Genomic DNA, 14,126 nt, shown 5'->3' with positions numbered 1-14,126 from the left:
ACACATGCCCTTTCATTCAAACCGATGAAAGGGCCCAAACTAAACGATATGCTCAAAATCCAGTGTAAACCCTGCCAGCAATTTTAATAATTCAGCTTGTGAATTACACTGCGTTTTCGCATAAATCGTTTTAAAATAAGTCCGTACTGAGTGATAAGTCAGACCTAGATGTGTTGAGATTTCCTCAGTCTTCAACCCCTTAAAAAATAGCACACAGATTTGTACTTCACGATGTGACAGCCCATACAACTGCTGCACAAACTGTTCCGCCAACTGGCACTTTTCATGAACTTCTGTAATAAACAGCGCAACCCGTTGTCGCTGATCAATCTGGAAGATATGTGACTGGTCAGATAATGGCGTGACTGTCAGCATAATCGGATGTTCTCCCTGTTGCCCATAAATTCCCAGAACACCGCCAACATCTTCTGCATTAACGGTATTGTCCTTAAACAAGGCACTTTGAATCAAACGGTGCAACTGTGCCTGAAACTGGGCAGGAGCATATAAATGGTTATATTGATCAATGCTCAATAAGGCAGAATGTTCTAAAATATGTTTGGCCTGAAGATTACTGTAGGCAATATTCATCTGTTCATCTAAAATGATTACGCCTGTCCTTAGCCCATCAATCAACTGATACAGTTCACTGTTTTCCTGCCTTACAATACTTAACTGCCGATGAATTTGTAGGGCACGACGCAAATGCTTGCCTAATCGGGCCAACAGTTGCAGTTCCTCCACAGTATAGGGCGGTGCTTTTGGGTTACGGTGTACTGCAAATACCGACCATTGATATTTCCCCTGTTCAAGCAGAACAGCACCAAAACGGCTAATCCCAGCAGTTCTTAAACATCGGTCATGAAAAATATATTCATCTGAATATTCAGGCATATCTGCATAATGGCTCAAATCTGCATGCACCACCCCGCCAATGCCAGCCTGCTGCCATAAAGGGACATGCAGTTTCATATCAATCACATTGATACATTCATCCTGATAGGCTTCTAAAGCTGATTCAGGAATGTTGTAGGTATAGACAAAATCAAAACTGGGATTCAGCTGATCAACCGCAGTAAAAATAGCAGTATTACTCTGTGTATATTCAACAATGGACTGTAAAACCTGTGTCCAAAGCTGATGATCCAAGGCAGCATCATAAATCATCCCAATAATATGATTCTCCAGTTGTTGCATACGCTTTGGCCCCATAAAAATCCTTTTAAATGCACCTTTAATTTTTATATAAAAAAATTAATAACTTAAGGAATTATTCACTCATTTTGTAACGCTATATTTTTTAATGATATGCAATAACATGATTTTTATAGGATTTTTTGTACAAAAAAAACAGCAACCAAACTTAACTAAACCAATAATTAAAAATCTATTCTTCATATTTTTAATTCTTCAGCCTTTTCATAAAATTATCATCTTATTGTCTTTCATAAGTTAAAGAAATATTTAAGTCAAACTCAGGTGAATAAATAAGGGCAGATCACCTGCCCCTATTTTATGGATGAGCCAGTTGCTTGCGTTTAACCTGTTGCCATTGCCACCAGCCATAGGCTGCCAGCAACACAAATGCAGCATATAAACCTGCGGTCAGGAACAGTTCCTTGTAGATAAACATACCCACATAGACAATATCCACAAACACCCACAACACCCAGGTCGCAATATGCTTACGGCTGGTCCAGTAGGTCGCCAGCAGGCTAAATGCAGCCAGTTGTGAATCCAGCATTGGTACGGCGGCATCAGTAAAATGCTTTAGGATCAAGCCAAACAACAAGCCACCGATTGCAGCCAGACACATTTGTAGCAAAACCATTTTGCTAGCGATCGGTTCAATCCGAATCTCATGATCCTGACGCTTGCCTTTTAGCCAATAATAGAAACCATAGAAATTAATCACCATAAAGAAAAATTGCAGAATGGTTTCGCCATACAGCTTAAAAGTAAAGAAAAGATAGGCATATAAAATGAAAGCCAGAAAGTTAAACCACCAGCACCACATATTGCGTTGAATGGTTAAGGCAACCCCAATCACACTAATAATGACGGCTATTATTTCTAGAGGAGACAAAAGAAAACTTCTTATAAAAACTGGATGACATCATTATGGAAAGATTCTCATTTTAAGCAATCACAAATTCTTTATTTTATTCACTGATATTTTTATCATGATTTGAGATTATAACTATTTTTCAACCCAAGCTTATGTTATAAAAATCTATCGTTTATTTTTAAATCATGCTCATGTTGGCAAAGCAAGTTTCCTCTACACGCCTGATTATGATTCCGCACAGCATTCCCGCCAGTGCGGCATGGCGACGTGTCTGCATTTTAATGCGGGGGACTTTGCAAATATTCAGCCGATGACAATTTAAAAGCATCATTTGAACAGCAAGGTCGCCTCAGTAGCGACCTTTTTTATTGCCCTATTTTTTTTAAATCTAAAAAAACACATCGTTGCGATTGCAACAATAACAGGAGATTTCTCATGTCACAGTTTCAGCAAAAGAATTTTATACAGACCACACAGGTACAACCGACTGTAGTCCCTGCCAACCCTCGCCTTGCTACAGTCGGTCAATTCATTGCTGTGGTGCTAATCTGGTCATTGACCCCATTGGCAGCCGTCTGGACAGTGCATGAAATTCATTGGGCGTGGGGCTTGTTTCTACGATTCAGTATTGCCATTCCTCTGGCCTTGATCTGTCTGTTTTATTTTCGACTAAAACTCATCATCAATAAAAAATCCCTGATGAGTTATGCCGCAGGAGCATTGGGCTTGTTTGGTTCAATGACCTTTTGCTATATCGGCGCAACCCGAATTTCATCTGGCATGATCTCGATTATTTTTGGCACCGCCCCATTATGGTCGGGCTTGATTGCGGTGTTTATTTTAAAGCGTGAACACTTTTTAAAACGTCAATGGTATGGACTGAGCCTTGCCATTTTCGGTTTAGCGCTCACAATGGGAATTGGCGCTAATCATATTCAGATGGATATGCTGGGCGTTGGCTATGTGATGCTGGCCGTATTTCTTTATGTCATTTCAATGTTTGCTGTGGCGAAAGTTGGTGCTGACATCCATCCTATCATTCAGACCACAGGTTCAACTCTGGTGTCATGGTTGGGCTATGTATGCCTGCTGCCCTTTTTTCTGAATGAGATGCCAACACAATTGCCAGGCTTACAGGCAAGTCTGGCTATACTTTATAGTGCGTTTTTTTCTTCCATACTCGCAATGATTTTTTATTTTCACCTCATCCAGAAGTTGAATCCAACCACAGTGATGCTGATCACGATCCTTACCCCTGTATTGGCCACCTTTTGGGGTGTATTTTTTAACCATGAGCCCCTTAGCTCACATTTGATTATGGGTTTAATTTTCCTATGTTTGGGCCTGTCTTTATATGCCTATCGCAACAAAGCCCGTGTGTTGTAACGATTAAAACTGATAGGTCAGCCAAAATGATCTATCAGTGGATGGTATCCATTGATGAGCCACAGTAAACTATAGCCACTCACATTGTGAGCTCCCAAAGATTTGCTCAAGGATGAAAAAATCGATGCGTACCTACCTTTTATGGCTATGGTTTGGCTTAGTTCTGACATTACAGGGTTGTATGCATGCTGCCGTTCAACCTATCTCTACTCAAGTCAAGGCCAGTGAATTAAAACAGCGTTATTATCAGGCAAAAACCATCGCTCCCGATGGCACGGTACTGGCGTTTACTGTTTATCAGCCACATTTAAAGGTCGGGCAAACTGCGCCTTTGTTATTGCATACGCATGGTTTTGGCTTGTCCCGTATGAAACGCCCTAGCCTGAGCCTGTATGGTTTTCTGCTACCCACTGGACAAGTGGCAAAAACAGCCTGGCAAAATGGTTATTGGGTGATTAGTTATGACCAGCGTGGGCATGGCAATAGCCAGGGTAAAATTCGCCTTGCCGATCCTGAAAAGGAAGCTCAGGACGTGATCAGCATCATGAACTGGGCTGAACAGCATCTTCCTCAATTGGCAAAAAATCAGAACGGTGTCCGTGCAGGTATGATTGGTGAGTCCTATGCAGGCGGCATACAGTATCTGGTTTCCGCTTTAGATCCCCGTCTACAGGCGATTGTACCGATCACAACATGGTATGACATTGTGAATAGCCTTGCCCCGAATGGAATTCCCAAAAGTGACTGGATTACATTCCTCAACCTGATTGGTGACTGGTGGAACTGGAACAAGTTTGATCCTGAATTGAAACAGGCCTATGTCGATACCCAGCAAGGTCAATTAAAGGAGTCTACCTATAACTTTCTTAAAACCCATCAGGCCAGCTGGTTTTGTGAACATGCCCAGGCACCAAAAGCAGATGCCCTGATTATTCAGGGATTTCGGGATGTATTGTTTCCATTTAATGAAGGAGTCAAGGCTGCACAATGTATTCAGAATGCCCAGCATGAGGTACATTTAATTGGTGTTCAAGGGGGTCATTTACAGCCTTTTGCCCAGCATTCACCATTGGGCAATACACCATTTTGGTATATTGGCAAGTCAGTCAGTTGTGGCAATAAACAACACTATAATTTGCAAGATACGATTATGGCGTGGTTTAACCAGAAACTTAAAGATCAGGCACCTATAACATTGCCTGAATTATGTATTGATCATAGCCCTGTGAATCATCTGAGTGATTTAACGCCTAGCACACACTACAGCATTGCCAAAACGTGGATTGCAGCAACACCGAAACAGGCAGTGTTTATTCCCATTCATAGCGCAACCCAAACCACCTATATGACGGGTTCACCACAGTTGACCCTCAACATTGGGTCAACATCTGGACAAATTGATCCAACCCTGTTTATTTCGGTGGCAATAAAGTCAGTGAAAACAGGAAAATATAAAATTCTCAATGAACAGACTGCACCATTCAATCCAGCCCAAAAACGTCTTTATGATCAGGTGATACAAGGTTCATCACAGCAAGATGGAGAGGGTCAAAATATTGAACTTCCAAGTGTCAATGCAAAATTGCATAAAAATGATACCTTGGGTTTATTGATCAATAGTGAAAGTATCTATTATCAAAAAATCAGACAGCCTAAAATTGAGGCAGAGATTTCAGGGCAAATTGTTTTACCCAAACTTTGGAGTGAAACAGCGCAATAATCATTTTTTAAAGAGAAATCTTAGCTCGGGAGTGCTACCACTCCCGATTGGCAATCAACTCTTCCATTTCAATCTCCAAATATCCCGCCTCCTGCACAATCATCATCATGGCTTCAGCAATATAATCGGCAGCCGTATCGTCCAGGCTTGAGTCAAGATCTTCAAACTGCGGTTTCATTTCGTTGATTTCAATCAGGGTTTGATGGGCGAAACGATAAATATCCGACTCAGACACGCCTGAACCCGCTACTTTTTTTGAGAACTGCTGAATATGCTGTTTGACTTCGGCCACCAGAATATCGGGATAATATTCATCGTCAAACATGGGGAGGAGTAAATCTTCAAACATACACAATAAGATGTCAATAAAACGCCATGCTTATAGCATAATCTGCTGCAAATCACGAGATTTAGGCATTAAAAAAGCGGTTTTTCCGACCGCTTTTCATCAATTTAATCTCTAGTCCTTTTTAGCACTGAGATTTTTTGCGATTTTTGCCAATTCAACAAATTCCTCTCGCATTAAATAAGGATCAGGTTTGGCTGACTGCTGCGCCAGTTGAATAATCTGATCCCAGCCCATTGCACCATTATATTCTCCACCTTTTAACTGCTGGGCATAGGAAGCCACCGCAATCGCAAAACGGGTATCGTTACTGGCTTGGGATAAAGATTTACGACCTGCTGGCACAGGCTGATTCAATAAAATACTTTTGTCCTGATTCGGTAATTTATAACGCACATTGACAAAAGCATATTCCGAGGTATTTCCTGCATTGGTTTTTGTCGGGGTTTGGTAGCGTGAATCATTGAGCCAGCCTTGCTGCCCGACTGGAATGATCTCATAAATGGCAGTGACATTATGCCCCGCCCCAATATCACCTGCATCAACCTTGTCGTTATTAAAATCTTCCTGTTTTAGCATCCGATTTTCATAGCCAACCAAACGGTATTCTTTTACAGTCACTGGATTAAACTCGACCTGAATCTTGACATCCTGCGCCACTGTGGCAAGTGTGGATGAAAGCTGACGCTGCACCACTTTTTTGGCTTCATTCTTATTGTCGATATAGTTGTAATTACCATCGCCTGCATCGGCAAGCTGCTCCATCAACTGTTCATTATAGTTGCCTGTTCCAAAGCCCAGTGTCGTGAGTGAAATACCACTTTTGCGCTTTTCCGCCACCATGCCTTTTAGGGTACTAAAATCTGTGATCCCGACATTAAAGTCACCATCGGTTGCCAGCAGAATCCGATTAATGCCATTTTTCAGCATGGCTTTTTCTGCCTGTTGATAGGCCAGTTGAATCGCCTGCTCGCCTGCGGTTGCACCACTCGCCTGCAAAGCATCAATCACACGCAAAATCTTGTCTTTTTGATCGCCCGAAGTAGGTTCCAAAACCAGTTTTTCACCACTGGCATAGGTAATAATCGTTACCTTATCTTGCGGACGTAGTTGCTCAGTCAATAAACGTAGAGTTTGCTTAACCAAGGGCAATTTATCTGGGGCATCCATACTTCCTGAGACATCAACAAGGAAAACCAGATTGGCTGGTGGTAACTGTTTGGTTGCCAAGTCTTTGGCTTGAATACCAATTTTGATTAACTTGGCATTTTCTTTCCAAGGTGAATCAACAGTTTCAGTCGTGACCGAGAATGGGTGAATACTATTTGGCTGTGGATATTGATAATCAAAATAATTAATCATTTCCTCAGTACGAACCGCATCGACTGGCGGCAAGCGTCCATCATTCAGGAAACGGCGAGTATTGCTATAACTGCCTGTATCAACATCAATGCTAAAGGTTGAAACTGCCTGATCTGCAACCCGATGTACAGGATTCACCTCATTTTTCTGATATTTTTCGGTGTTTTGCTCTAAACGCTGGCGTTCCATTGCAGGTGCGGGCATGGCTGCAATTGCCAATACAGGACGTGGTGCCGCCATCGCTTTCATACTTGCAGACATGGCCTGATCATGGGCTTCCATTGCAATTTGGCGATGTTGTGGTTCAACTGATTGGCAGGCGGCAATCATGCTGCCAAGTACGGTTAAAGCAAATATTTTTGCAAGATGATGCATTTTCAATTTCCCCAATTTTATTTATCTTTTCAAATGTATGGCTAGATCAAAATCATTGTATGTAAAAAAAGAAAGATACACCGTATTCGAATGTATCTTGATTTTTGGGATTTCTTTTAATATTTTATAATGATTAAAAAATAATCCTCACTATTCAATCGCATAATTAATGGTAACGACCACACGGGCAATTTTATTAATGGTGGCTTTATCATAGGCTCCACCATAATCACTATCTTCATCCGAACCACTTTCAGGCAAAATATAAAATGCACCCTGACTGGCTGAACGCATGCTACCCACTTTCGCACCACCGACCTTGGCAAATTCATTGGCACGGCTATAGGCATTCTTGGTGGCATTTGCAATCAATGACATTTTAATTTCTTCTAAATTAGACACCAGATAATCAGGTTTTTGGGCAATTGCAATACCCTTTTCATCCAGCAAATACGCATCTTTGGCTGCCTTTTCAATCTTTTGAATATCACGGCTATTGATCACCAAAGACTGCATTGCAATATAGCCTTTAAACTCACGTCGGGTTCGTCCCTCATCCGTCTCCACCTCTTCATAATAAGACTGGGAACTCTTATTGCCCAATTGCATATCAGTGGCTTTAAACCCATGCTCAACAAAGAAATCCTGCAAGGTTTTCATTTGCTGATCAAGTAACTGGTAGGCTTGTGGAATACTGTCTGAAGTATGGCTGGTTTGCAGGTTAATTTCCCAACGGGCCGAATCTGCCTGAATCGGTTTTTCTGCCAATCCCTTGACGGTAATTGAATTACTGCTGTTATTAAACTGCTTCACGGCATAGCCAATCACCGCAGCCGAAACAATAAATCCTAGACTGAGAATGAGTGCAAACACCCATAAGCTTTTATATGTAATTATTTTATTTTCCATTTTTCAATATCACTCATTCTATTTAATCTTATGGAGCAGGCCAATAGAACCTTAAGGTTCTATCAATACCCTAAACTATTATTGATTTAACATCATTTTCCAGACGTTAATGGCATCACTGGTCGCTTTGACATCGTGCGCACGGACAATACTGGCACCCTGCTGAATACTCATTAGATGTCCTACAACACTGCCCACCGCACGTTCTTGTGCAGGTACACCATTTAAGGCTTCACCAATAAAACGCTTACGTGACAAACCTGACAAGATTGGATAGCCCATCTGGTTCAGCTTCCAGAATTCATTCAATAATTGAAAATTCTGTTGAGCATTTTTAGCAAAACCAAAACCAGGATCAAGGATAATATTGTGCTTTTTGATTCCCATTTCGAGTGCCTGATCCAAGCGTTGCTGTAACTCATACATCACATCTTCTGTGACATTTGTATATTGATCAAGCTGGTTCATATTGGTTGGTTCACCACGCATATGCATCAGGATCACAGGAATATTCAACTCAGCAGCCGTTTCCAATGCTTTCGGACGGGTTAAGGCACGAACATCATTCCAGATATGTGCGCCCGCTTTTACAGCAGCACGAATTACTTCTGGCTGGCTGGTATCTATTGAAATAACCACATCATATTTTGCCAATGCTTCAACCACAGGAATTACACGCTGAATTTCCTCCTCAAGCTCAACGGGTGACGCATTGGGGCGTGTGGATTCTCCACCAATATCAATAATGCTTGCACCCTCTTCCACCATCTGCAAAGCACGTTGAACTGCCTGTTCTTTATGATGATGCTGTCCACCATCACTAAACGAATCAGGCGTGACATTGAGAATACCCATAATCTGGGGTTGGGATAAATCCAGTATAAAACGACCACAGTGTAACTGGCACTGTGGTAATGGCATCAACTGCATCAAGCTTCTCCATTTCTAACAACACCTATTTTAGCAATCATCAGTTATTTAAATGTTGATTTCTTTTTCAATCTTTTTTCTTGTATTTTCAGTTGTCATTAGAATTTTTCAACAATGACAAAAAATTCATCCAGAAATTGATAGTTCATATCCAGAATAAGTTTGTAATAACCTAATTGTTTGCTTTCTTTCTTAAAAATATCAATTTTACAAATAATTGTAGATTGAGAATAATCCTTATTCACTTCTTGTAAAATAGATACTGTCTGAAATTTAAATGACTCAAAATCACATAATATATCTAGATCACTCAAAGTATTTTTTTGAAAAATTCTTTCTAAATATTTATAAGCCAAATTTTCAACTTTCAAAAATAATGATGATTCTTCAACTCCGATCATTTTAGTTCACTCTTTTTATTAAGTCATAAAAAAGAGTCGCTTTTAGCGACTCTCCATGATTTTAACCATTAGCCCATTGCTGGTAATGGTGGTGGTGTAGATGGACCATCTTTCGGTGGTTCAAATGCAGCCACTGGATTTTCAGGAATATAGACCTTAGGTGGTTGTGGTTCACGACCTTCCATGATGTCACGGATTTGATCACGATCAATCGTTTCCCAATCCATCAGTGCTTTCACCATTGCATGCGCGATATCTTTATTATTTTCCAAGATATTACGTGCAATGGTATATTGCTCATCCAGAATACGACGTACTTCTTCATCTACTTTTTGTTGAGTCGCTTCTGAAATGGTACGACTACCAACATTGCCGAAGAAACCACTCTGATTTTCGTCTTCGTAGACCATGACACCAAGTGCATCTGACATACCATATTTGGTGACCATTGCACGTGCCATTTTGGTTGCACGTTCAAAGTCATTGGATGCACCAGTTGACATGCGGTTGATGAAGATTTCTTCCGCAATACGACCACCAAACAGGATTGAAAGTTCATTCAACATCTTGTCTTTATAATGGCTGGTCTGGTCTTGTTCAGGAAGCTGCCAAGTCACGCCCAATGCCCAACCACGCGGCATGATCGTTACCTTATGCACAGGATCTGTACCTGGTAGGATTTCAGCAACAATCGCATGTCCAGCTTCATGGTAAGCCGTTGCGCGACGCTCTTCTTCACGGATCACCATCGACTTACGCTCAGGACCCATGTAGATCTTGTCTTTTGCATCTTCAAAGTCATGCATGTCAACCGTATTTTTATTACGACGGGCAGCAAACAAAGCAGCTTCATTGACTAGGTTCGCAAGTTGCGCACCAGAGAAACCAGGCGTACCACGGGCAAGGACCTTAACATCCACACCAGTCACTGAAGGAAGTTTCTTCAAGTGAACATTCAGGATTTGCTCACGACCACGGATGTCTGGCAAACCAACCATCACCTGACGGTCAAAACGACCTGGACGAAGCAAGGCTTTATCAAGCACATCGACACGGTTGGTTGCAGCAATGACGATCACGCCTTCATTACCCTCAAAACCGTCCATCTCAACAAGCATCTGGTTCAGGGTTTGTTCACGCTCATCATGACCACCCCCTGTACCTGAACCACGGTGACGACCCACCGCATCAATCTCATCAATAAAGATGATACATGGCGCATGACGTTTTGCCTGTTCGAACATATCACGGACACGTGATGCACCCACACCAACAAACATCTCAACAAAGTCAGAACCAGAGATACTGAAGAAAGGAACCTTGGCTTCACCCGCAATGGCTTTTGCCAATAATGTTTTACCTGTACCTGGAGGACCCACCATCAATACACCACGAGGAATGGTCGCACCAAGACGTTTAAATTTAGCAGGGTCTTTCAGGAAATCTACAATTTCAACCACTTCCTGTTTTGCTTCGTCACAGCCAGCAACATCAGTAAATGTGACCTTGATCTGGTCTTCAGACAGCATTTTTGCCTTTGACTTGCCAAAGCTCATCGGACCGTTTTTACCACCAGCACCACCGCCCATATTACGCATGAAGAACATGAACAACAGGATGATCAGCAATACAGGGAAACTCGCAATGAGAAGTTGCATCAAAATGCCCTGGCGTTGTGGCGCTGTGCCCTCAACCACTACATTTTGTTTGTTCAAGCTTGGTAGCAACTCAGTGTCTTCTACTTGTGGGCGAACCGTCTCAAATGAAGAACCATTGGTTTTCTCACCACTAATATTCAAGCCATCAATGGTGACCTGTTTAATTTGCCCAGCATTCACCGCTGCAACGAAATCTGAATATTTCATCGCTGCAGGCTTATTGCGGTCACTGACGTTGCTAAAAATCAAAATCAGAACACCGAGTATGATGAGCCACAATACGGCATTCTTGAAGTAATCGCTCAAGGCTTTATTCCCATATCAATCTAATTTGATCATACCTAATCTTGGCTGACCTTCACAAAAACAGCAATGAATTTGCGTTGCAAAAAACTTAAAAGGTACAAAATGCACAATTTTTAACATCTTGGCAAGTACACTTTTTATTGCAATGCCTTTTTACGACCCTGTCCAATCAAAAAAACCTCTTTTGACCGAGCGCGTGACGCCGCAGGTTTGGCTGTTTTTAATACATCAAAACCATCAACCACCTGTTTTCTAAACTCATCAAATCCTGAACCCTGGAACACCTTAACCACAAACTGTCCATTTGGTCCTAAAACTTTCTGAGCAAAATCCAGTGCCAACTCACACAAATAAATTTGGCGTGGCTGGTCGACAGCCCTATTACCTGATGTATTGGGGGCCATATCAGAAATTACAATGTCTACCTGACGGCCATTTAAAATATTTAACAATTTTTCGAAGACTTCCTCTTCCCTAAAATCACCCTGTAAAAAGGTCACATCTGGAAGCGCATCCATTGGCAGGATATCGGATGCAATCACCAAACCATTGGCACCGACCAGCTTACCTGCGATCTGTGACCAGCTACCAGGCGCCGCGCCCAAATCGACAACCGTCATGCCAGGTTTAATCAGTTTATATTTTTCTTGGATTTCGAGTAACTTATATGCTGCGCGTGCGCGATACCCCTCTTTCTGCGCCTTTTTAACAAAAGGATCATCCAGATGCTCTCTCATCCACGCACGACTGCTTTTAGACAATTTTTGATTGGTAATGCGTGTCGCCATAACTCACTAAATTTCAAAACACTTCTGATTGGTCATTGTACGTGAAAATTACTCTCATTACAGTACGGATGTAGCGTAATCACACGAACTTTTACAGATTTTTTTCGATCAACATCATTGGTTATTTCAACAGTTTCTTGAATATTTATGATCAGTCTGCCTGCTGAATCTATCTTAGGTTTGGGATGCAGGCTATACTAGGTCGTTTTTCAAATCAGGTATTTTTAATGGCGGCTTTATCTATCCATGAACGTAAGCGTTTACGTCAAATTGGTCATGCACTTAACCCAGTTGTAATGGTTGGTAGCCAAGGTCTTACAGAAAACGTCATTGAAGAAACGAATCGTGCGCTAAATGACCATGAACTGATTAAGGTGAAAGTTGCGGGTGAAGACCGTGATGCGCGTGCGGCAGTGATTGATGCCCTTGTTGAGGCAACTGGGGCGGAATCGGTACAGAAAATTGGTAAAATTGTTTTGCTTTATAAAAAGGCAGCCAAACAAAACCAGCATCTTTCCAACCTCGTTCGTTTTGCTCACCTCAGTAATAAGTAAGCAATGGCAAGTTATGAATTGTCGGCTTTTGATCGCTTTAACGCCATTACGGTGGTTGGGGCGATTGAGCAGCAAACACCAGCAACTGTGAATGTTGGTTTCTGGGTGCGTGACCCAAATCAGTTTCTGATTTATCCCGATCAGGTTTCGGCACACCCCCGCCGTGACTTTTTATGGGAACAGACCTGCTTTGAGATTTTTATTGGTGTGAAAGATGAGGATTTCTATCGTGAAATCAATCTCTCCCCCTCTCAGGCATGGCAGGCCTATCAATTTGAAGAATATCGCTTTCCTGAAAATATGCCGCCCGTAGCTGCCTATGATATTGAGTTGAACCATTTACAGCGTACTCACTATGGCTTAAATGTCAGTCTGGATTTGTCCCAGTTTATGCAGCAAAATAAATTGAAATGGGCTGACCTGTATCTTGGTTTAACCGCAGTGTTAAATACCACTCAAGGCACGCATTACTTTGCAATGCAGCATAGCAGCCCTCAGGCCGATTTCCATAACAAACGGGATTGGCTGCATCAGTTTTAACTTTTTTTAATAAGTCTAAAAAACAAAAAAAGCGAGAACTCAATTCTCGCTTTTTTATTGGCAAGCGATTACTTAGCTTGCACGCACCTTATTCCAAGCTTCAACTGCCTGTTCTTTGGTACGTTTAAAGCTCTCAGTCAAAGTGTCTTTGTGTTTTACTGAAATCTGGCTAATGTCATCTTTCAGTTCTTTGCTGACTTTGCTTAAGTCTTCCACTAAAGCGTTTAACTCAGTTTTCAAGGCATTCTTAAATTCAACCAGGTCTTCTTGAGACAAGTTAAACTGAGCCTTGATCACTTCAATACGCTGTAAAATGTCTTGCTTGATTTGTGCAAACTGATTTTGAACAGCATCATTGAGTTCTTTTGCTTCAGCTTCAATTTTTTCCTGAGTTTCAGCAATGACTTCTTTCGCCTGTTCCTGAGTCTCAGCAATCACCTCTTTCGCTTTTGCTGTCTGCTCTGCAACCACTTCTTTCACTTCAGCGGTTTTTTCAGCAACGACTTCTTTCGCTTTTGCCGTTTTCTCAGCAACAGCCTCTTTTACCTCAGCCGTTTTTTCTGCTACAACTTCTTTAGCTTTCGCAGTTTTTGCCACGACTGTTCCTTTCACTTCTTCAGTTACAGTTGTTGCAGTTTGATTTTCAGCCATTTTGATTCCCCTCTATATTGATTGTTGCTTTTTTGGCTATATATAAGATAAAGCCCTTTCTACCTAAAGCCCTAAAAAATTGTTAGACAATTTGCATAATATCTCATGATATATTTATAAGAATGACTGATT

At 41.5% G+C, this 14,126-nt stretch carries 14 protein-coding genes; 4 read left to right on the top strand and 10 right to left on the bottom strand.

Going from position 1 to position 14,126, the window contains the following annotated elements; all coding sequences use genetic code 11:
• Positions 1-39: 39 nt before the first annotated feature.
• On the bottom strand, positions 40-1,197 hold the full coding sequence (locus QLH32_RS15945; RefSeq protein ID WP_283267024.1) for a LuxR C-terminal-related transcriptional regulator: 1,158 nt from the start codon (positions 1,195-1,197) through the stop codon (positions 40-42).
• Between the two features lie 316 nt (positions 1,198-1,513).
• Positions 1,514-2,086 carry a nicotinamide riboside transporter PnuC gene (pnuC, locus tag QLH32_RS15940; RefSeq protein WP_279959646.1) on the bottom strand — a complete coding sequence of 191 codons (573 nt, stop codon included), beginning with the start codon at positions 2,084-2,086 and terminating at the stop codon, positions 1,514-1,516.
• Positions 2,087-2,503: 417 nt separating this feature from the next.
• Here pnuC and QLH32_RS15935 point away from each other — a divergent pair, with 417 nt between their 5' ends.
• Together QLH32_RS15935 and QLH32_RS15930 are read left to right on the top strand one after the other, a co-directional pair.
• Positions 2,504-3,454, top strand: a complete 951-nt coding sequence (locus QLH32_RS15935; protein WP_283267023.1) for a DMT family transporter — start codon at positions 2,504-2,506, stop codon at positions 3,452-3,454.
• A gap of 124 nt (positions 3,455-3,578) precedes the next feature.
• Positions 3,579-5,174, top strand: a complete 1,596-nt coding sequence (locus QLH32_RS15930) for an alpha/beta hydrolase family protein (protein WP_283267022.1) — start codon at positions 3,579-3,581, stop codon at positions 5,172-5,174.
• Between the two features lie 34 nt (positions 5,175-5,208).
• On the opposite strand, the gene QLH32_RS15925 is transcribed toward QLH32_RS15930, so the two are convergent.
• The 7 genes from QLH32_RS15925 to rlmE all read right to left on the bottom strand — a co-directional run bounded on the left by QLH32_RS15925 (position 5,209) and on the right by rlmE (position 12,249).
• Positions 5,209-5,523, bottom strand: a complete 315-nt coding sequence (locus QLH32_RS15925; RefSeq protein WP_283267021.1) for a DUF5713 family protein — start codon at positions 5,521-5,523, stop codon at positions 5,209-5,211.
• A 111-nt stretch (positions 5,524-5,634) separates the two neighbouring features.
• A complete protein-coding gene (locus QLH32_RS15920; RefSeq protein ID WP_283267020.1) occupies positions 5,635-7,257 on the bottom strand; it encodes a vWA domain-containing protein in 1,623 nt (540 codons plus the stop codon).
• 150 nt (positions 7,258-7,407) lie between these two features.
• On the bottom strand, positions 7,408-8,166 hold the full coding sequence (locus QLH32_RS15915) for an SIMPL domain-containing protein (protein WP_283267019.1): 759 nt from the start codon (positions 8,164-8,166) through the stop codon (positions 7,408-7,410).
• A 78-nt stretch (positions 8,167-8,244) separates the two neighbouring features.
• A complete protein-coding gene (folP, locus tag QLH32_RS15910; protein WP_283267018.1) occupies positions 8,245-9,096 on the bottom strand; it encodes a dihydropteroate synthase in 852 nt (283 codons plus the stop codon).
• A 98-nt stretch (positions 9,097-9,194) separates the two neighbouring features.
• The gene (locus tag QLH32_RS15905) at positions 9,195-9,497 is read right to left on the bottom strand and encodes a hypothetical protein (protein ID WP_283267017.1); all 303 of its coding nucleotides are present in this window, start codon (positions 9,495-9,497) and stop codon (positions 9,195-9,197) included.
• Between the two features lie 68 nt (positions 9,498-9,565).
• The gene (gene ftsH, locus QLH32_RS15900; RefSeq protein ID WP_283267016.1) at positions 9,566-11,461 is read right to left on the bottom strand and encodes an ATP-dependent zinc metalloprotease FtsH; all 1,896 of its coding nucleotides are present in this window, start codon (positions 11,459-11,461) and stop codon (positions 9,566-9,568) included.
• Positions 11,462-11,598: 137 nt separating this feature from the next.
• Entirely contained in the window at positions 11,599-12,249 is a 651-nt protein-coding gene (gene rlmE, locus QLH32_RS15895; RefSeq protein WP_004676658.1) for a 23S rRNA (uridine(2552)-2'-O)-methyltransferase RlmE, read from the bottom strand.
• A gap of 227 nt (positions 12,250-12,476) precedes the next feature.
• On the opposite strand from rlmE, the gene yhbY reads away from it, so the two are divergent.
• Both yhbY and QLH32_RS15885 read left to right on the top strand, forming a co-directional pair.
• Positions 12,477-12,803 carry a ribosome assembly RNA-binding protein YhbY gene (gene yhbY / locus QLH32_RS15890; protein ID WP_034423105.1) on the top strand — a complete coding sequence of 109 codons (327 nt, stop codon included), beginning with the start codon at positions 12,477-12,479 and terminating at the stop codon, positions 12,801-12,803.
• 3 nt (positions 12,804-12,806) lie between these two features.
• Entirely contained in the window at positions 12,807-13,343 is a 537-nt protein-coding gene (locus tag QLH32_RS15885; protein WP_283267015.1) for a DOMON-like domain-containing protein, read from the top strand.
• A 72-nt stretch (positions 13,344-13,415) separates the two neighbouring features.
• Here the strand turns inward: QLH32_RS15885 and QLH32_RS15880 are convergent, their stop codons facing one another.
• A complete protein-coding gene (locus QLH32_RS15880) occupies positions 13,416-13,994 on the bottom strand; it encodes a hypothetical protein (protein ID WP_267980352.1) in 579 nt (192 codons plus the stop codon).
• Positions 13,995-14,126 lie beyond the last annotated feature (132 nt).

It is taken from the genome of Acinetobacter corruptisaponis (genome assembly GCF_030053775.1).
GTDB classification, from domain to species: domain Bacteria; phylum Pseudomonadota; class Gammaproteobacteria; order Pseudomonadales; family Moraxellaceae; genus Acinetobacter; species Acinetobacter corruptisaponis.
Note: the sequence above shows the minus strand (reverse complement) of the source record. Positions and strands in the feature narration are given on the sequence as shown.